Annotated in this window: 17 protein-coding genes; 9 read left to right on the forward strand and 8 right to left on the reverse strand. The window is 70.9% G+C overall.

Going from position 1 to position 16654, the window contains the following annotated elements; translation table 11 throughout:
* Positions 1-27 precede the first annotated feature (27 nt).
* Positions 28-864, reverse strand: a complete 837-nt coding sequence (locus OG504_RS38615) for a chitosanase (RefSeq protein WP_405993949.1) — start codon at positions 862-864, stop codon at positions 28-30.
* A 115-nt stretch (positions 865-979) separates the two neighbouring features.
* Between OG504_RS38615 and OG504_RS38620 the strand changes: the two genes are divergently transcribed.
* The 3 genes from OG504_RS38620 to OG504_RS38630 are packed head-to-tail and all read left to right on the forward strand — an operon-like array spanning position 980 to position 3968.
* Complete coding sequence (locus tag OG504_RS38620; protein WP_405993950.1) at positions 980-1699, forward strand: vWA domain-containing protein; 720 nt, start codon at positions 980-982, stop codon at positions 1697-1699.
* Positions 1696-2265 carry a HutD family protein gene (locus OG504_RS38625; RefSeq protein ID WP_405993951.1) on the forward strand — a complete coding sequence of 190 codons (570 nt, stop codon included), beginning with the start codon at positions 1696-1698 and terminating at the stop codon, positions 2263-2265. Before OG504_RS38620 ends, OG504_RS38625 begins: the two co-directional genes overlap by 4 nt.
* Before the next feature lie 53 nt (positions 2266-2318).
* Entirely contained in the window at positions 2319-3968 is a 1650-nt protein-coding gene (locus tag OG504_RS38630) for a cytochrome bc complex cytochrome b subunit (protein WP_405993952.1), read from the forward strand.
* Here the strand turns inward: OG504_RS38630 and OG504_RS38635 are convergent.
* Together OG504_RS38635 and OG504_RS38640 are read right to left on the reverse strand one after the other, a co-directional pair.
* Positions 3943-4914, reverse strand: coding sequence for an acyl-CoA dehydrogenase family protein (locus OG504_RS38635; RefSeq protein ID WP_405993953.1), 972 nt, complete (start codon positions 4912-4914; stop codon positions 3943-3945). The two genes, OG504_RS38630 and OG504_RS38635, sit on opposite strands and share 26 nt — an antisense overlap.
* Positions 4914-6053, reverse strand: a complete 1140-nt coding sequence (locus tag OG504_RS38640) for an acyl-CoA dehydrogenase family protein (RefSeq protein ID WP_405993954.1) — start codon at positions 6051-6053, stop codon at positions 4914-4916. The genes OG504_RS38635 and OG504_RS38640 overlap by 1 nt, the downstream gene beginning before the upstream one ends.
* 49 nt (positions 6054-6102) lie before the next feature.
* On the opposite strand from OG504_RS38640, the gene OG504_RS38645 reads away from it, so the two are divergent.
* The 3 genes from OG504_RS38645 (at position 6103) to OG504_RS38655 (ending at position 8753) form a co-directional block, all read left to right on the forward strand.
* Positions 6103-6894 (forward strand): SDR family oxidoreductase, encoded by a 792-nt coding sequence (locus OG504_RS38645; RefSeq protein WP_405993955.1) that lies wholly within the window; start codon positions 6103-6105, stop codon positions 6892-6894.
* A 63-nt stretch (positions 6895-6957) separates the two neighbouring features.
* Entirely contained in the window at positions 6958-7569 is a 612-nt protein-coding gene (locus tag OG504_RS38650) for a TetR/AcrR family transcriptional regulator (protein ID WP_405993956.1), read from the forward strand.
* A gap of 26 nt (positions 7570-7595) precedes the next feature.
* Positions 7596-8753, forward strand: a complete 1158-nt coding sequence (locus tag OG504_RS38655) for an acetyl-CoA C-acetyltransferase (protein ID WP_405993957.1) — start codon at positions 7596-7598, stop codon at positions 8751-8753.
* A 115-nt stretch (positions 8754-8868) separates the two neighbouring features.
* Here the strand turns inward: OG504_RS38655 and OG504_RS38660 are convergent, their stop codons facing one another.
* From OG504_RS38660 to OG504_RS38675, 4 genes are read right to left on the reverse strand one after another with little or no spacing between them, the layout of a single operon-like run.
* Positions 8869-9921 (reverse strand): NAD(P)H-dependent flavin oxidoreductase, encoded by a 1053-nt coding sequence (locus OG504_RS38660; RefSeq protein WP_405993958.1) that lies wholly within the window; start codon positions 9919-9921, stop codon positions 8869-8871.
* The gene (locus OG504_RS38665) at positions 9921-10664 is read right to left on the reverse strand and encodes a CoA-transferase subunit beta (RefSeq protein ID WP_405993959.1); all 744 of its coding nucleotides are present in this window, start codon (positions 10662-10664) and stop codon (positions 9921-9923) included. Before OG504_RS38665 ends, OG504_RS38660 begins: the two co-directional genes overlap by 1 nt.
* Complete coding sequence (locus OG504_RS38670; protein ID WP_405993960.1) at positions 10664-11512, reverse strand: CoA transferase subunit A; 849 nt, start codon at positions 11510-11512, stop codon at positions 10664-10666. The genes OG504_RS38665 and OG504_RS38670 overlap by 1 nt, the downstream gene beginning before the upstream one ends.
* Positions 11513-12283, reverse strand: a complete 771-nt coding sequence (locus OG504_RS38675; protein ID WP_405993961.1) for an enoyl-CoA hydratase family protein — start codon at positions 12281-12283, stop codon at positions 11513-11515. It lies immediately after the preceding gene.
* Between the two features lie 85 nt (positions 12284-12368).
* Here OG504_RS38675 and OG504_RS38680 point away from each other — a divergent pair, with 85 nt between their 5' ends.
* Both OG504_RS38680 and OG504_RS38685 read left to right on the forward strand, forming a co-directional pair.
* Positions 12369-13139, forward strand: coding sequence for an SDR family oxidoreductase (locus tag OG504_RS38680; protein ID WP_405993962.1), 771 nt, complete (start codon positions 12369-12371; stop codon positions 13137-13139).
* 5 nt (positions 13140-13144) lie between these two features.
* Complete coding sequence (locus OG504_RS38685) at positions 13145-14050, forward strand: SDR family oxidoreductase (RefSeq protein ID WP_405993963.1); 906 nt, start codon at positions 13145-13147, stop codon at positions 14048-14050.
* A 120-nt stretch (positions 14051-14170) separates the two neighbouring features.
* Here OG504_RS38685 and OG504_RS38690 read toward each other — a convergent pair whose 3' ends face one another.
* Entirely contained in the window at positions 14171-15058 is an 888-nt protein-coding gene (locus tag OG504_RS38690) for a hypothetical protein (protein WP_405993964.1), read from the reverse strand.
* Between the two features lie 170 nt (positions 15059-15228).
* Between OG504_RS38690 and OG504_RS38695 the strand changes: the two genes are divergently transcribed.
* Positions 15229-16608: a hypothetical protein gene (locus OG504_RS38695; protein ID WP_405993965.1), complete on the forward strand. Its 1380-nt coding sequence runs from the start codon at positions 15229-15231 to the stop codon at positions 16606-16608.
* Positions 16609-16654 lie beyond the last annotated feature (46 nt).

Below are 16654 nucleotides of genomic sequence, written 5' to 3' on the forward strand. Positions count from 1 at the left end.
GCATGTCCGGGCCCAACTCCCGCTCTCCTACGGCACCTTGTACGTCTCCCCGTACACCTTCCACACCAACGGCGTCCGCAGGCTCAGGTTCCCCTCCTCCAGGAACTTCCGCTGGGCCGTGTCGATGCGGGTGGTGTCGATGCCGGGGTGCTTGGCCCGCATGGTGGCGCGCCGGATGTCGAGGAAGGCGCTCAAGTAGGCCTTCTCGGAGCCCCCTTCGGCCGGGGTCTTCGCCTGCCGCATCGCGCGTTCCCGGATGCCGTAGAAACCGTCCGTGCCCGGGCCGTGGAAGACGATCGCGTCGTAGTAGATGAACTGGCCGAGCGGGCCCAGCCCGTCGCGCTTGGCGGTGCTGACCGCCGGGTCGAAGTAGATGCGGTCGCGCTCCGCGTCCTGCGCCGCCTGGAAGGCGGGGACCTTCGCCTCGGCGCGCCAGGCGGCCGGGAAGCCGGGGTCCAGGCCCTCGTGGGAGTTGGTGCCGTCGACCTTGCGCAGGGCGGGGAGGTAACGGGCGAGGCCGTTGTCGGGGTGGGCCGCGGTGTAGTGCTCGACCAGGACGAGCAGGTCGTGGGTGCCGGTGCAGAAGCCGATGATGCCCGCGGTGTAACCCTGTCCGTCGCCGATGTCCTGCACATAGCCGTACGCGCTGCGCCAGTCCAGCGTCGAGTTCTCGGCGCTGGCCACCAGTTCCTGGGCGAGGTTCTTCATGGCCGGCGCGGCCAGGCCCTCGGGCGCTCTGCGTTCGGGCGCGGCGGACGGGTGCGCGGTCCGCGGGTCGGTGTGGGCGGTGGACGAGAAGCCGTAGGCCGTCGCGGCGATGGCGACGGGCACGGCGGCGAGCATCAGGACGCCGGCGCGTTTCATGGGGCCCAGCGTAAGTGGGCTTACGTCCCTTATTCCGGGGTTGGGGGGACATTGCTCCCGCGGCACCGCCGTGGCGTAATCTCAGCCTTTTCGCCGTGATCCGAAGGGAGCCTCCGTGGCCGCGATCTCTCTCAGCAAGGTCGAGGAGACCGCGCCCGCGCTGGTCAGCCTGTACAAGAGCGCCGGGGTCTCGCTCCGCAAGCACGGCCTGGACGGGCAGCGGGCCGCCGTCTATCTCGTGGTCGACCACTCGGGCTCCATGAAGCCGTACTACAAGGACGGCAGCGTCCAGGCGCTGGCCGACCGGGTGTTGGGCCTGTCGGCGCACCTCGACGACGACGGGACCGTGCCGGTCATATTCTTCTCGACCGACGTCGACGCCGTCACGGACATCGCCCTCGCCGACCACCAGGGCCGGATCGAGCGGATCGTGGCCGGGCTCGGGCACATGGGCAAGACCAGCTACCACCTGGCCATGGACGCCGTCATCGACCACTACCTCGACAGCGGCGCCAAGGACCCCGCCCTCGTCGTCTTCCAGACCGACGGCGGACCCATCAACAAGCTCGCCGCGGAACGGTACTTGTGCAAGGCGGCCAAGCTCCCGCTGTTCTGGCAGTTCGTCGGCTTCGGCGATGCGAAGAGCAAGCAGTTCGAATTCCTGCGCAGACTCGACGAGTTGGCGGTGCCGCAGAAGCGGGAGATCGACAACGCGGGCTTCTTCCACGCCGGTTCGGATCCGCTGAAGATGTCCGACGCGGAGCTCTACGACCGGCTGGTGGGCGAGTTCCCGCAATGGCTGGCGACGGCGCGGGAGCGGGGGTTCGTCCAGTGATCCGGGCTCTGCCCGCCTCGGCGCGAACTGCCGTGCCCTGGAAGAACGGTGGCGGTGTCACGCGCGAGATCGCCGCCTGGCCCGAGGGCTCGGGCATGGACGACTTCGCGTGGCGGGTGAGCCTCGCCAAGGTCGCGGCGGACGGACCGTTCTCGGCCTTCCCGGAGGTCGACCGCACCCTGACCGTCGTCGAGGGCGCGGGCATGGATCTCACGGTGGGCGGCGAACGGTGGCTGGTCAACACCCGTTACGTTCCACGGGACTTCAGAGGCGACGTACCGACCGACTGCCGACTGCTGGACGGGCCCGTCGTCAACCTCAACGTGATGTGGCGCAGGGGCGCGGTCTCTACGGCTGTTGTTCCTACAGTGGCTGTCGTGCGGGGGCGGTTGCGGCTGGGCGGGGGCACCCTGGTCGTGGCACTCGACGGGACCGCAGAGGTGGGTGGACTGACCCTCGGGCCTTACGACGCCGTGCAGTTGGGCGATGAGGAGGCGGTGCTGCACGCCCGGGGTCGTACCGCCGTGATCGGGCTGCCATTGCCCGCTGACGCACCGTTGGCTTAGCCCGGACCTCGTGGCACCCTGTGGGGTGATCCGACGGGGAGGGCGGCCAACGTATGGACGGCGCACGATCGGTGAACGGAGCGGTGGGCACAGGACGGCCGGGCGAGGCCGGCAAAGGGGAGAAGCTCGCCGACTGGGCGGACGGACGACTCGGGCTGTACGCGATCGCCAAGTCCAATATGCGCAAGGTCTTCCCGGATCACTGGTCCTTCATGCTGGGCGAGATCTGCCTCTACAGCTTCATCATCCTGATCCTCACCGGCATCTATCTCACCCTGTTCTTCGAACCGAGCGGCGTCGAGGTCATCTACCACGGCTCGTACGCGCCGTTGAACGGCATCCCGATGACCCGGGCGTTCGAGTCCACGCTCGACATCAGCTTCGACGTGCGCGGCGGGCTGCTGATCCGGCAGATCCACCACTGGGCGGCCGTCGTGTTCATCGCCGGCATGCTCATCCACATGATGCGGGTGTTCTTCACCGGCGCGTTCCGCAAGCCGCGCGAGATCAACTGGGTGTTCGGCTGGACCCTGTTGTTCCTCGGCATCATCACCGGGCTGACCGGCTACTCGCTCCCCGACGACCTGCTGTCCGGCACCGGCATCCGCTTCGCGGACGGCGCGATCCTGTCCGTGCCGATCGTCGGCACGTACATGTCGATGTTCCTGTTCGGCGGGGAGTTCCCGGGCCACGACATCATCTCGCGGCTCTTCCCGGTCCACGTCCTGCTGCTGCCGGGGATCATGCTGGGCCTGGTGGTCGCGCACCTGATCCTGGTCTTCTACCACAAGCACACCATGTATCCCGGGCCCGGCCACAACCAGAAGTCCGTGGTCGGCATGCCGTTCCTGCCTGTCTACATGGCCAAGGCGGGCGGCTTCTTCTTCCTCGTCTTCGGCGTCCTCGCCATCATGGGCGGGATCGCCAGCATCAACCCCGTGTGGGCCTTCGGACCGTACCGGCCGGACCTGGTGACGACCGGCGCCCAACCGGACTGGTACCTCGGCTTCTCCGAGGGGCTGATCCGGGTGATGCCGGGATGGGAGCTCAACGCCTGGGGCCACACACTGGAGTTGGGCGTCTTCATCCCCTTCACGCTCTTCCCGCTGATCCTCGCCGCCATCGGCGCCTACCCCTTCATCGAGGCCTGGATCACCGGCGACAAACGCGAACACCACATCCTGGACCGGCCGCGCAACATGCCCGTGCGCACCGGGCTCGGGGTGGCCTGGCTCAGCTTGTACGGAGTGCTGCTGATCGGCGGCGGCAACGACGTCGTGGCCACGCATCTGAATCTCTCCATCAACGCGATCACCTGGTTCGTGCGGATCTCCTTCTTCGTCATGCCGGTCGCCGCGTTCCTGGTCACCAAACGCGTCTGCCTCGGGCTTCAACGCCGGGACCGGGACAAGGTGTTGCACGGCCGGGAGTCCGGGCTCATCAAGATGCTGCCGCACGGCGAGTACGTCGAGGTCCACGAACCCCTCACCCCGGACGAGCGGTTCAGGCTCACCCAGCACGAACAGGAACAGCCGTACGCGATCGGCCCCCTCGTCGACGCGAACGGCGTCGAGCGGCAGGTCAAGGGCGGTCAGCGGGTACGGGCCCGGCTGGCGAAGGCGATGTTCGGCCCCGAGGCCCGTATCCCCAAGCCGACGGCGGAGGAGTACAAGGAACTCACGAGCGGCGACCACCACCACTGACGCCGTTGAGCACGGCGGCCCGGCACTCGTCCGGGCTGCCCCAACTCATGCGCAGGGCACGGGCCTTGGTCAGCCACAGCGACAGGTCGTACTCGGCGGTGTACCCGATCGCGCCGTGCAACTGAAGCGCTGTACGGGCGGTCCTGTACGCCGCCTCGCACGCCGTGACCTTCGCCGCGGCCACGTCCGACTCCGTCATGGTGAGCGCGGCGCCGAAGAGCAGCGGGCGCGCGAACTCCAACGCGATCTTCGCATCGGCCAGTTGATGCTTGACCGCCTGGAACGAGCCGACGGGCACCCCGAATTGGGTGCGCTGCCTGACGTAGGCGACGGTCCTGTCGAGCAACGCGAGCCCGACACCGAGGGCTTGGGCGGCGGTGGCGAGACGGGCCCAGGTGAGGGCGTGCGCCAAGGGTGGTTCCCGGGTGAGGAGTTCACCGCCGGGGAGGAGACGGGTGAGGCGGCGCGCCGGGTCCAGCGACGCGCGTACCGGTCCGCTGGGGCCGGGCGCGCTGCGCAGACCGTCGGCGTCCCAGGCCAGGCGAGTCGTCGCCACGTCACCGTCCAGCGCGTACGACCCCGCCGGTGCCGCCGTCGCCATCACCTCACCCGAGGCCAACGCGGGCAACAGGCGCTTGGCTGGGCCGGGTTCGGCCAGCAGCGCGGCCGCCATGACCGTCTCCACCACCGGTCCCGGAACCGCGTGTCGCCCCAACTCCACGAACGCCACGGCGAGTTCGACGGGCCGGGGTCCCAACCCCTCGTACGCCTCCGGTATCGCCAGCGCGAACACCCCGGCCTCCGCGATACGGCGCCACAATGCCCGCCCGCTCGTATGCTCGCCGCGACTCCATGCCCGTACGACCGACGGGGTGTCCGCCGCCGTCAGCATCGCGTTCAACGAGTCGGCGAAGGCCCGCTGTTCGGGGTCGAGGAGGAAGCGCATCAGCGGCGGCCCTTCGGCAGGCCGAGCAGGCGCTCGGCGATGATGTCGCGCTGGATCTCGTTCGTACCGGCGTAGATGGGGCCCGCGAGGGAGAAGACATAGCCCTCGGCCCAGTCCGTGTCCGCCAACTCGCCCTCCTCGCCGAGTAGTTCGAGGGCGGTCTCGTGCAGGGCGATGTCGTACTCGGACCAGAAGACCTTGTTCAGGCTGGACTCCGGGCCGATGGACTCGCCGTCGAGGAAACGGGAGGCGTTGGCGTAGGTGAAGAGCTGGTAGGCGCGGGCGCCGATCACGGCGTCGGCCACCTGGTCCCGTAGCTCCGGTGAACTCCCTCGCGCCTGCCAGAGGTTGAGGAGGCGGTCGGCGGCGGCGAGGAAGCGGCCGGGGGAGCGGAGGGTGAGCCCGCGTTCGTTGCCGGCGGTCGACATGGCGACCCGCCAGCCCTGGCCCGGCTCGCCGATGACGTCCTCGTCGGGGACGAACACCTCGTCCAGGAACAGTTCCGCGAAGGCGGGCTTGCCGTCGAGGCGGCCGATCGGGCGGACCGTGACGCCGGGGGCGCGCAGGTCGAACATCAGGTAGGTCAGGCCCTGATGGGGCCTCGGGGTGTCCAACTCGCTGCGGAACAGGCCGAACGCGCGGTCCGCGAAGGCCGCGCGCGACGACCACGTCTTCTGGCCGCTCAGCAGCCACCCCCCGCCCGTGCGCACGGCCCGTGAGGTGAGGGAGGCGAGGTCCGAACCCGCCTCCGGTTCCGACCATGCCTGCGCCCACACCACCTCGCCGGTCGCCATCGAGGGCAGCACGCGCGCGCGTTGCTCACGCGTGCCGTGGTCGAAGAGGGTCGGGGCGAGCAGGTTGATGCCGTTCTGGCCGACCCGGCCCGGTGCGCCCGCCGCGTAGTACTCCTCCTCGAAGACCAGCCACCGCACGATGTCCACACCCCGGCCGCCGTACTCCTCGGGCCAGGACACCACCGACCAGCGGTCCGCGGCGAGTCGGGCCTCCCACGCGCGGTGCGCGGCGAAGCCCTCCTCGGTCTCGAGGGAGGGGAGGGGCACGGCCGGCACGTGTGCGCGCAGCCAGGCGCGGGCCTCGGCGCGGAACGCCTCCTGGTCAGGCGTGAAGTCCAGGTCCATTGACCGCCCATCCTTCCCTAACAAGTGTTTGGTAGGTTAGCGTGGGCCCATGACAGGCGTCGAGACTCCGGCATACGTCCCCGGGCACGGGCTGCTTAAGGGACGCACCGCCGTCGTCACCGCCGCCGCCGGCGCGGGCATCGGCGGCGCGACCGCGCGCCGCTTCCTGGAAGAGGGCGCGCGCGTGCTGATCAGCGACGCGCACGCACGGCGACTCAAGGAGTACGAGGCCGAGCTGGCAGGGGAGTTCGGCGCGGAGGCGGTCGCCGCGCTGCCGTGCGATGTCACCGACGAGGCGCAGGTGCAGGGGTTGTTCGACGCGGCCGTCGCCGCGCACGGGCGGCTCGACGTCGTCGTCAACAACGCCGGCCTGGGCGGGACTTCGGACCTCATCGACATGACCGACGAGCAGTGGTCGAAGGTGTTGGACGTGACCTTGAACGGCACGTTCCGGTGCACCCGGGCGGCCCTGCGCGCGATGCGCGAGAGCGGGGGTGGTGGGGTGATCGTCAACAACGCCTCCGTCGTCGGCTGGCGCGCCCAGGCCGGGCAGGCGCACTACGCGGCGGCCAAGGCGGGCGTGATGGCGCTGACCCGGTGCGCGGCGATCGAGGCCGCCGAGTACGGGGTGCGCGTCAACGCGGTCTCGCCGAGCCTCGCCATGCACCCGCACCTGGTGAAGGTGACGACGCCGGAGCTGCTGGCCGAACTCACCGCGCGCGAGGCCTTCGGGCGGTACGCGGAGCCCTGGGAGGTGGCCAACGTGATCGTGTTCCTGGCCTCGGGCTACTCCTCGTACATGACCGGCGAGGTCGTGGCCGTGAGCAGCCAGCATGCCTAGCGGCGCGAGAGCGTGGGCGAGGGGCCGCACAGGGGGCACGGGCCGGGGCACGACAATGGGTCCGTGCCGACCAAGAAGAAGCCCCCGGTGACCGCCGCTCCGGCCCGCCGTCGTGAACTCCTCGACACGGCGGCCGAGGTCTTCGCCGAGCAGGGGTACAACGCCACCACCGTACGGAAGATCGCCGACCACGCGGGCATGCTCGCGGGCAGCCTCTACTACCACTTCGACTCCAAGGAATCGATGCTGGAGGAGATCCTGCGCACCTTCCTCGACGAACTGTGGGGCGGCTACGACACCGTCCTGGACGCCGAGTTGGACCCGCGCGAGACGCTGCGGGCCCTGGTCACCGAGTCCTTCCGGGAGATCGACCGGCACCGCGCCGCCGTCGCGATCTACCAGAAGGAGAGCAAGCACCTGGTCGCGCAGGAGCGGTTCGCGTTCCTCGCCGAGTCGCAGCGCAAGTTCGAGAAGGCGTGGCTGTCCACGCTGGAGCGCGGGGTCGCCGCCCAGGTCTTCCGGGCCGACCTCGACGTCCGGCTCACCTACCGGTTCGTCCGGGACACGGTGTGGGTCGCCGCGTCCTGGTACCGGCCGGGCGGACAGCACAGCGCGGAGGAGATCGCCCGGCAGTACCTGTCGATGGTGCTGGACGGGATCGCCGTACGCACGTAACCCACGGGTCTGTATGGGGAGTTGACATGGCCGAGGCCTATATCGTCGAAGCGGTCCGTACGCCCGTCGGGCGGCGCCGGGGAGGGCTGAGCGGGGTGCACCCGGCCGACCTCGGGGCGCATGTCCTCAAGGAGCTGGTCGCCCGCTCGGGGATCGATCCCGCCGCCGTCGAGGACGTCGTCTTCGGGTGTCTGGACGCGGTGGGGCCGCAGGCCGGGGACATCGCGCGGACCGCCTGGCTGGCGGCCGGGCTGCCCGAGGAGGTGCCGGGCGTGACGGTGGACCGGCAGTGCGGCTCCTCCCAGCAGGCCGTGCACTTCGCGGCGCAGGGCGTGCTGTCCGGCACGCAGGACCTCGTCGTCGCGGGCGGCGTCCAGAACATGTCCCTCATCCCCATCGCCTTCGCCTCCCGCCAGGCCGCCGAACCGCTCGGCCTCACGGAGGGCCCCTTCGCGGGCAGCGAGGGCTGGCGGGCGCGGTACGGGACGCGGCCGGTGAACCAGTTCGCCGGGGCCGAGATGATCGCCGCGAAGTGGGGCATCAGCAGGCAGGACCAGGAGGAGTTCGCCCTCCGCTCGCACCGGCGTGCCCTGCGCGCGATCGACGAGGGCCGCTTCGAACGGGAGACGGTGGCCTACGGCGCGGTGACTGTCGACGAGGGCCCGCGCCGGGACACCTCGCTGGAGAAGATGGCCGGCCTGAAACCGGTCGTCGACGGCGGCACCATCACCGCCGCGTGCTCCTCCCAGGTCTCCGACGGCGCGGCGGCGATGCTGCTCGCCTCGGAACGGGCCGTCCGTGAACACGGGTTGACGCCCCGCGCCCGCGTCCACCACCTCTCCGTCCGGGGCGAGGACCCGATCCGTATGCTCTCGGCCCCCATCCCGGCAACCGCCCACGCCCTGAAGAAGACCGGCCTCTCCATCGACGCGATCGACCTCGTCGAGATCAACGAGGCCTTCGCGCCGGTCGTCCTGGCGTGGCTGAAGGAGACGGGCGCGGACCCGGAGAAGGTCAACGTCAACGGCGGCGCGATCGCCCTCGGCCACCCCCTCGGCGCGACCGGCGTCAAACTCATGACCACCCTCCTGCACGAACTGGAGCGCACCGGCGGCCGGTTCGGCCTCCAGACCATGTGCGAGGGCGGCGGCCAGGCCAACGTGACGATCATCGAACGGCTCTGATCGACGGGGGCCACGTCCTGGCTGTTTGTCACCGGGGGCCCCTCCCCCTCCCCCTCCCCCTCCCCCTCCCCCTCCCCCTCCCGCCCCCGCTCCCCGCCCCCCTCGCCCCCTGAGTTCAGGAGTCGGCCCGAACCAGCGTCCACACCACCTCCTCGGCCTCCTTCATCACCCGTGCCACCAGTTCCGCGCACGACGGCAGGTCCTCGATCACCCCGGCGACCTGCCCGGAGGCCATCACCCCGAGGTCCGTGCGGCCGTCCACCATCGACGCCTTCAGCAGCATCGGCGTGTTCGCGGCGAGCAGGACCTGGCTCCAGGTCAGCTCCTTGCCGTGCTTCATGGCGAGGCCGTCGCGGATCATCCGCCGCCACGTCAGGCCGGACAGCCGGCGGAAGCCCGCCGCCCGGCGTATCGCCTGGAACAGGGTTCTCGTACGGCCGGAGTTCTCCAGGGCGTCGACCAGTTCCGTGCGGAGCATGCGGTGCGGGAGGCCGTCGACCGCTCTCGTGATGGTCACGTCCTTGACCGTCGCCGCCAGATACGCCGCCTTCACCGCGTCCGGGACCGTCGAGTCCGAGGTGAGGAGGAACCGGGTGCCCATGGCGACGCCCGCCGCCCCGTAGGCCAGCGCCGCGACCAGACCCCGCCCGTCGAAGAAGCCGCCGGCCGCGATGACCGGTATGTCCACCGCGTCCACGACCTGCGGCAACAACACCGTGGTGGCCACCTCCCCGGTGTGCCCGCCGCCCTCCCCGCCCTGCACGATCACCGCGTCCGCGCCCCACGCCGCGACCTTCTCCGCGTGCCGCCGCGCCCCGATCGACGGGATCACGACCACCCCCGCCTCTTTCAGCTCGGCGATCAGCTCGGCGGACGGCGCGAGCGCGAAGGACGCGACCCGGACGCCCTCCTCGATGATGATCCGCACCCGGTCGCCGGCGTCGGTCGCGTCCGCGTGCAGATTCACCCCGAAGGGCTCCCGCGTACGGGACCTGACCTCGCGGATCGCGTCCCGGAGCCGGTCGGTGGTCATGGTCGCGGAGGCCAGGATGCCCAGCGCCCCCGCGTTCGCCGTGGCCGACACCAGACGCGGTCCCGCCACCCACCCCATGCCCGTCTGCACGATCGGATGCCGGACCCCGACCAGCCGGGTCAACGCGGTCTCCATCACGAACTCACTTCTCTGCGCCGGGTGTCGGCCGGGTCGATCACCTCACGGATCAGCCGCAACTCGTCCGGAGTTGGTTCGCGGGTCGACGGCACCTCATCAGGGATGGCGAGTTCGAAACCCGTCGCCTCCCGTACCTCCTCCACGCTCACCCCCGGATGCAGCGAGGCCAGCCGCATCGAGTGGTCGGGGGTCGCGAAGTCGAAGACACCGAGGTCGGAGACGACCCGGGGGATGCGGTGGAAGCGGGCCGTCCCCGGGTGCTCGGCGACCCGGTCGTACCCCACCCCGCACACCATGTCGACCTTCTCCACGAACACCCGGGGCGAGTGCCGGGGCACCCAGTAACTCGTCGGATTGTTCAGCGTGTTGATCGATGCCCCGCGCACCCCGAGCAGCTGCCGCTTCGGCCGCGCCCAGTCGCCGATGCACGAGATGTTCTGGTTGCCGAACCGGTCGATCTGGCTCGCGCCCATCATCACGTGCCGCCGCCCGCTCGCCACCAGTGCCAGATGCTGCCGGTACGGCAACCAGCCCTCCGGTGTCCCGTCCGGGCGGACGAGCATCGCCTCGCCGTCGGTCAGCAGGAGATCCGGCGAGAACGTGAGCCGGGCCAGCCGCGCGCCGACGGACGGGATGAACCCCATCGGGCTGGCCAGGATCTCCCCGGCGTCACGCCACGCCTCCGCACAGGCGATCACGCAGTACTCGGAACGCCGTGCGTCCGTGCGCAGTACGTCCATCACCCTTGCTCCTCCTGCCAGTTCCGCACCGCCGACTCATAGGCCTGTTCGTCACCGGACAGGAAGCGCTCGGAGAACTCCGCCCAGGGGGTGCTCGCGTACAGCCGCTGGAAGTCCTCGTCCCTGGCGTGGTCGGGAGCGCAGGACGTGAAGTGGGCACCGCCCGGGGCCTCGACGACCCCGGTCACGTTCAGACGCTTGACGAGGAGGGACTGCGGAGGTCCCTCCTTCGTCAACTCGGCCGTGTCCACGATCCGTTCGCAGGAGACATAAGCCGCGTCCGCCGCCTCGCAGAACAGGTCGTCGAAGTACGGGTCCGGGCCCAGGTACTGGCCGTTGCCCAGCCGGTCGGCGCGGTTGACGTGCACCAGGGCCGCGTCCAGCCGCAGCGCGGGCATCGCGACGAACGTCTCCCCGTCGTCGTACGGCGAAGTCACCGTCCGCAGGTCGGGGTTGACCCGCATGACGTCCGAGCCGATCCCCGCGCGCACCGGAAGGAACGGCAGCCGGTTCGCGGCGGCGCGCAGCCCCCACATGAACATCGCCTCGTCGACCTCCGTCAGCTCGAACGCCCCGCTCTCGCGTGCCGCGCGGTAGTGCGGTTCGAGGGGGATCGAGTCGAGCGTGACGAAGGCGGCCACCAGCTTGCGGATGCGGCCGGCCGCCGCGAGCATGCCGACGTCCGGGCCGCCGTAGGAGACGACGGTGAGGTCGGTGAGGTCCGAGCGGAGCAACGCCCGTACCAGGGCCATGGGTTTGCGGCGTGAGCCCCAGCCGCCGATGCCGAGGGTCATGCCGCTGTGCAGCCGGGCGACGACCTCGTCGGCCGTCATCGTCTTGTCGCTCACCTACGCCTCCTCTCTCTGCTGTACCGAAGGTGTTTCTGCTGTGCCGAAGGTGTCGCGGACCCGGTCGGCCACGCCGCTGACGTTGGCCTCGAAGGTGAAGCCCTGTTCGAAGCGGTAGCTGCGGCGGACGTCGACGGGGTCGATGCCGTTGATCGCGGACTTGGCGAGGCGGATCAGCTCGCCGTCCTTGGCGGCTATCTCGGCCGCCAACTCCAGGGCGGACGGGAGGAGTTCAGCGCGTGGTACCACCCGCCACACCGAGCCGTGCGCGTGCAGCTCGGCCGCCGTCGCCGTGCGCGAGGTGTAGTACAGGGCGCGCATCAGGTGCTGGGGGACCAGCCGGGCCAGATGCGTGGCGGCACCCAGGGCGCCCCGGTCCAGCTCGGGCAGGCCGAAGGTGGCGTCCTCGCTCGCCACGATCACGTCCGCGTTGCCGACAAGACCGATGCCCCCGCCCAGGCAGAACCCCTGCACCGCCGCCACGACCGGCACCTCGCACTCGTAGACCGCCGCGAACGCCTCGAAACAGCCCCGGTTCACCCCGACCAGGGCCGACTGGCCCCGCGCCTGTATCTCCTTGATGTCCACGCCCGCGTTGAACCCCCGCCCCTCGGCCGCCAGCACCACACAGTGCACATCGGGGTCGCGCCCGGCCGTGCGCACGGCGTCGGCCAGGGCGAACCAGCCGTCCACCGGCAGCGCGTTCACCGGCGGGTAGTCGACCGTGACTACGGAAATCGCCTTTGTCGAGGTTGAGGTGGAGACACCCATGGACGCATCAGCTACCTTTCCACCAAACATTTGTTAGGTGCGAGGCTTCGAAGCTAGCAGCCGGACAATCCGAGCGGGAGGCCCTGTGGACAACTCGCACGACCAGCCATTCGCCGGCAGAACCGTCCTCGTCACCGGCGGCACCCGAGGCGTCGGCGCCGGTATCGCACGGGCCTTCGTCGAGGCCGGTGCCGAGGTGCTGACCTGCGCGCGCCGGCCGCCCGAAGACCCGGTCAAGGGAGCCGAGTTCAGGCCCCTGGACCTGCGCGACCCGGACGCCGTACGGGAGTTCTTCGCCGCGCTGCCCCGACTCGACGTGCTCGTCAACAACGCGGGCGGCGCGCCGTACCGCCCACTCGTCGACGCGGAGGCCGAACGCCACGCGCGGATCATCGAGTTGAACCTTCTCGCCCCGCTCACCGCGTCCCTCGCCGCGTACGAACACCTCAAGCGCGCCCAGGGCTCGATCGTGATGATCGGCAGCGTCAGCGGCAGCCGCCCCTCGCCCGGTTCGGCGGCGTACGGGGCGGCCAAGGCCGGACTGGAGAACCTGGCGCGTTCGATGGCCGTGGAGTGGGCGCCGGACATCCGCGTCAACACGCTCGTCGTCGGCATGGTCCGCACGGAGCTGGCCCACCTCCACTACGGCGGCGAGGACGCGATCGAGGCCGTCTCCCGCACCGTCCCGCTCGGCCGCCTCGCCGCCCCCTTCGACATCGGCGCGGCGGCGGTCTTCCTCGCCTCCGACGCGGCCGCCTACATCAGCGGGGCGAGTCTTCTCGTCCACGGGGGCGGGGAGCGGCCGGCGTTCCTGGACGCGGCAACTGCCAACAAAGGGAAGCGAGTTGAAGGGTGATCGAGATGAGCGGAATCTGTGACGGGCGGGTCGTCGTCGTCACCGGCGCGGGGCGGGGGCTCGGCCGCGCCCACGCCCTCGCCTTCGCCGCCGAGGGTGCCCGGGTCGTCGTCAACGACCTCGGCGTCGGCCTCGACGGCACCCCCGACCCTGACAGCCCCGCCGCGCAGGTGGTCGCCGAGATCCGCGCGGCGGGCGGCGAGGCGGTGGCCCACGGCGCCGACATCGCGACGGCCGCCGGTGCCGCGTCGCTGATCGCGACCGCGCTGGAGGCCTACGGGCGGCTCGACACCCTTGTCAACAACGCGGGTTACCTGCGCGACCGGATGCTCGTCAACCTCGACGAGGACGACTGGGACGCGGTGATGCGGGTCCATCTGAAGGGGCACTTCCTGCCCCTGAAGCATGCGGCGGCGTACTGGCGGGCGGAGACGAAAGCCGGCCGCACCCCCGTCGCCCGGATCGTCAACACCAGTAGCGGGGCAGGGTTGTTGGGCTCTGTCGGGCAGGGCAACTACAGCGCCGCCAAGGCCGGCATCATCGGCCTGACCCTGGTCGCGGCGGCCGAACTCGCCCGCTACGGAGTCCAGGTCAACGCGATCGCCCCCGCGGCGCGGACCCGCATGACGGAACACGCCTTCGCGGAGACCATGGCCGCGCCCGGCTCCGGGTTCGATGTGATGGCGCCGGAGAACGTGTCGCCGGTGGTGGTGTGGCTGGGGTCGGGGGCCAGCGCTGGGGTTACCGGGCGGGTTTTCGAGGCTGAGGGTGGGCGGATCACTGTGATGGAGGGGTGGCGGGCGGGGCCGAGTGTGGACAAGGGGGAGCGGTGGGGTGTGGGGGAGGTTGGGGAGACGCTGCTGAAGTTGTTGGGGGAGGCGGGGGTGCCGGGGGCGGTGTATGGGGCGTAGGGGAAGGGCTGTACGTCCACTTCTTGGCCAACCGAGACGGGTGGTGGGTGGGCACAGGCCGGGGGTCTGGGGGCGGAGCCCCCAGGGTGTGCGCTCCAACGCCGGTCACGTGAAAGGGACTTACGTGTCGCACTCCAACACCGTCCGGCACAACGAACACCTCGCCCGTACCCGCCCCCGCACCGGCACCCGGATCCGCTGATGACACGTAGGGCAGGGGAAGGACACCCGAAGGCTGCCGCCCCGGTCCCCGCTGAAGGCATACGGCACGCCTGACTGAGAAACCGGCCCGGGTGCATGCCGGCGGTCATGGGCGTACCGGCGCCGCCCGGCCCACCCCGCCGCGGTCAACGGCGGCTGCTGCTCGTCACGCCGGGCCTGGGCCATTCCCTTGACGTACGCCGTGTAGGCCTGCGGACTGGTGAACCACACGGAGGGATCCTCGCCGAAGACCAGGGCACGCTTGGCGAGGACGTACCCGAACTCCTCCGGCGTGAGATAACCGAGCTTCTGCGAGGACGCCGAGTCCTCCCGGTACGCGTCCAGCAGCAGCCACCCCGCGCCCAGATACGTCGCCGCCGTGTCCGTGAGGATCTCGTTCTCGCGGGTCCCCGGGAAGGACAGGTCGAGCCGGTGCAGATAGACGTGCATGACCTCGTGCGCGAGAGCCGCGCCGATGTCCCGCCGATGCGTACGGAACCGGTCGTTCAACTCGATGAAGTACTCGGGCCCGGCGGTGAGTTCGACGTTCGCCGCATGGGTCATCTCACGGAAACTGATGATCGGCCGGGCATCGGGGAGCCGGTAGTGCCGGACCATCTCGCGGGCCACCCGCTGCGCGCCCAGGTGCAGGTCGTCCGTGTCGCCGAACGCCACGTCGACGGGGGCCACGCTGGTCGCGAACGTCTGGACGGTGTCGTAGGACAACCGCTTGTAGAGCGCGGTGATGGCGTCCCGCACCGTGGCGAGGTGCGGGTAGCCGTGCTCGACCGGTCCGTCGTCCGCCACGTCCACAACCCCCAGAGACGCCCTGAACCCCCATCCACTCTATGCCGGTGCCCGCCGAAGCACGCCCCCGTATTTCCCTGGCAGATCGCGGACGGGGCGGTTATGCTCCCGGCGATGACCACTCACTCTGTTCACAGAATGGGGGTCCCGTCCGCGCAAGGTGAGTGCTGATGCACCTTCACCCCGCGAACGAGGATTCCCGACGTTCCTTCTGGCCGCGCGTGCGCGAGTTCGCCGTGCCGCCCTCCATGATCGAGACGGCTACGGCCCGCCGCGCTGTCGGCGACTGGGCGGGCGCCTGCGCCGCCGCCCGGGTCGACATCGATCTCGACCTGCGTTCCGTAGCGCGCGCCCACGGCCGGGAACTCGCCGCCCGCGTCCGCGCCGACCTCCGCCGACTCGCCCCCGACCTGCTCCGCTGGCACCTCCCGAGGATCGCCCCGGACGGCCTGCTGCGCCCGGGACTGACCATCGCCCTCGCTCGCTACGGCGACGACGCCACCGGCCCGCCGCACCTGGTGGTCCGGACACCACCGGCCTGGGCGGACGGCGGCCAGCGGATCAGCCTCGCCCTGTGGGACGGCACCCGCCGTGACGCCGACGCCCGCCGGCACCCCCATCCCCGGCCCAGCCGCTCGTTCCGCCTCGACCTGCACCGGCATCTGTGGGACGCGTGGAGGAGCGGTGAGCTGCGGGCCCGGTCCGGGGCCGAACGGCCCGCAATTCCGCACCAGTTGGAGGTGCCGGAGCCGGTGCCGGAGGGGCTCCGCTGCGCCGTCGACCGGTGGGCGGCCGAGGCGGCGATCCTGCTCCGCGCGGAGGGGCGGACGCCCGGTCCCGTCGTCGTACGGCTCGGTTCCCGGCACCGGCTCGCGCTGACCCCCGATCCGGTCGCGGACACCCTGCGGCTCGCACCGGCGCCGACGGACGGCAGTGCCGCCGCCCTACCGGTCCTGCCCGACGCGGCGACCTGGGTCCTGCCCGACCTGGAGCTGCTGCGCACCGGTGCGATCGACGCCGGCCGGCTGCATCCGCTGGTCGCCGCCGCGCTCGTACCGGACCGTCCGCCGCCGGAGGATTCCGCGCCGGTGCCGGACCGGGCGGTCCAGCCGCACCTGGTCGAATGCCGGGGCGCCCTGCACCGCATCGGTCTCGTGGACGGCGTACTGGCGCCCCTGGACCACGATCCGGCCGAGATCGGGCGCGAGGAACTGCTGGTCGCGCTGACCGGTACCCCGTTGCCCTGCCTGCAGGCCATCGACGACGCCCACCGCCGCCCTGACTGCCTCACCGGCGTCAGCGAACGGCTCGTCCACGGCGACACCGCCGGTGCGCTGGCCGTCGTAGAAGGGCTGCTCGGGCCCGAGGCCGTGCTGCGCGGTGGCGCGTTGCGGGACGAACTGCGGGCTGCGGCCGAACGGCGGCTCGCGTACGGGCTGTTCAGGGCGGGCCTGGCCGATCCCGGCCCGCGAACAGGCCACTTCGGCCCGCAGTCCCCGCATGTCCGGCGCCTTTCCGCCTGGCGCCCTCGCCACACCATCGCCCGCTGACCGCACCGGGCGCCGCAGTCGACCGCTGAAGTCGCCCTCACCCATG

This window comes from Streptomyces sp. NBC_00986 (assembly GCF_045162565.1).
Lineage (GTDB): Bacteria > Actinomycetota > Actinomycetes > Streptomycetales > Streptomycetaceae > Streptomyces.

Bases quoted from the DNA above. Each gene is read 5' to 3' on its own strand.
- OG504_RS38615 (WP_405993949.1), bottom strand. From the start codon at position 864: ATGAAACGCGCCGGCGTCCTGATGCTCGCCGCCGTGCCCGTCGCCATC.
- OG504_RS38630 (WP_405993952.1), top strand. From the start codon at position 2,319: ATGGACGGCGCACGATCGGTGAACGGAGCGGTGGGCACAGGACGGCCG.
- OG504_RS38635 (WP_405993953.1), bottom strand. From the start codon at position 4,914: ATGCGCTTCCTCCTCGACCCCGAACAGCGGGCCTTCGCCGACTCGTTG.
- OG504_RS38640 (WP_405993954.1), bottom strand. From the start codon at position 6,053: ATGGACCTGGACTTCACGCCTGACCAGGAGGCGTTCCGCGCCGAGGCC.
- OG504_RS38645 (WP_405993955.1), top strand. From the start codon at position 6,103: ATGACAGGCGTCGAGACTCCGGCATACGTCCCCGGGCACGGGCTGCTT.
- OG504_RS38655 (WP_405993957.1), top strand. From the start codon at position 7,596: ATGGCCGAGGCCTATATCGTCGAAGCGGTCCGTACGCCCGTCGGGCGG.
- OG504_RS38660 (WP_405993958.1), bottom strand. From the start codon at position 9,921: ATGGAGACCGCGTTGACCCGGCTGGTCGGGGTCCGGCATCCGATCGTG.
- OG504_RS38665 (WP_405993959.1), bottom strand. From the start codon at position 10,664: ATGGACGTACTGCGCACGGACGCACGGCGTTCCGAGTACTGCGTGATC.
- OG504_RS38675 (WP_405993961.1), bottom strand. From the start codon at position 12,283: ATGGGTGTCTCCACCTCAACCTCGACAAAGGCGATTTCCGTAGTCACG.
- OG504_RS38685 (WP_405993963.1), top strand. From the start codon at position 13,145: ATGAGCGGAATCTGTGACGGGCGGGTCGTCGTCGTCACCGGCGCGGGG.
- OG504_RS38695 (WP_405993965.1), top strand. From the start codon at position 15,229: ATGCACCTTCACCCCGCGAACGAGGATTCCCGACGTTCCTTCTGGCCG.